The sequence below is a fragment of the Cohnella luojiensis genome (assembly GCF_004564235.1).
Taxonomy (GTDB): domain Bacteria; phylum Bacillota; class Bacilli; order Paenibacillales; family Paenibacillaceae; genus Cohnella; species Cohnella luojiensis.
On sequence record NZ_SOMN01000088.1, the window covers coordinates 1 to 601 of the forward strand.

1 protein-coding gene is annotated in these 601 nt (G+C 46.8%); it reads left to right on the forward strand.

Annotation, left to right across the window (positions count from 1 at the left end):
- Positions 1–601: transposase (locus E2980_RS23825; protein WP_135154700.1), on the forward strand; the 601-nt coding region annotated here is incomplete at both ends.

Below are 601 nucleotides of genomic sequence, written 5' to 3' on the forward strand. Positions count from 1 at the left end.
GCTGACATCCCTCATACGAGAAATGTCAGCATCACCAGCACCTTATGTCAAAAACCCTAGAAAAGATTTTACCCGAAAGAAAAAGTTGCCCTTTGAAACGGTTATGCAACTCTTAATCTCAATGGGCGGTAACAGCCTATATAAGGAACTCTTGGAATCGCAGGGCTATGACGTAAACACCGCAACGACTTCTGCTTTTGTCCAACAGAGGAGTAAAATCCTGCCCTCTGCTTTGGAATTCTTGTTTCACGAATTTACGCAGTCGTATACGGATATCAAGCACTACCGAGGGTATCGCTTACTTGCCATTGACGGTTCGGATTTGCATATCGCAACGGACGCTGCGGACACAGACACCTATTTTCAAAGTCAACCAAACACGAAAGGCTATAACCTTCTGCATTTGAACGCAGCCTATGACTTGTGCAACAGACTTTACGTGGATGCCATTGTTCAGCCGCGAAGGTTGTGCAACGAGGGAAGGGCGCTGGCAGCTATGGTTGACCGTTCTCCCATCAAGGGCAAAACCATCGTGATTGCCGATCGAGGTTATGAAAGCTACAACAATTTCGCGCATATGGAGCGCAAAGGGTGGAACTAT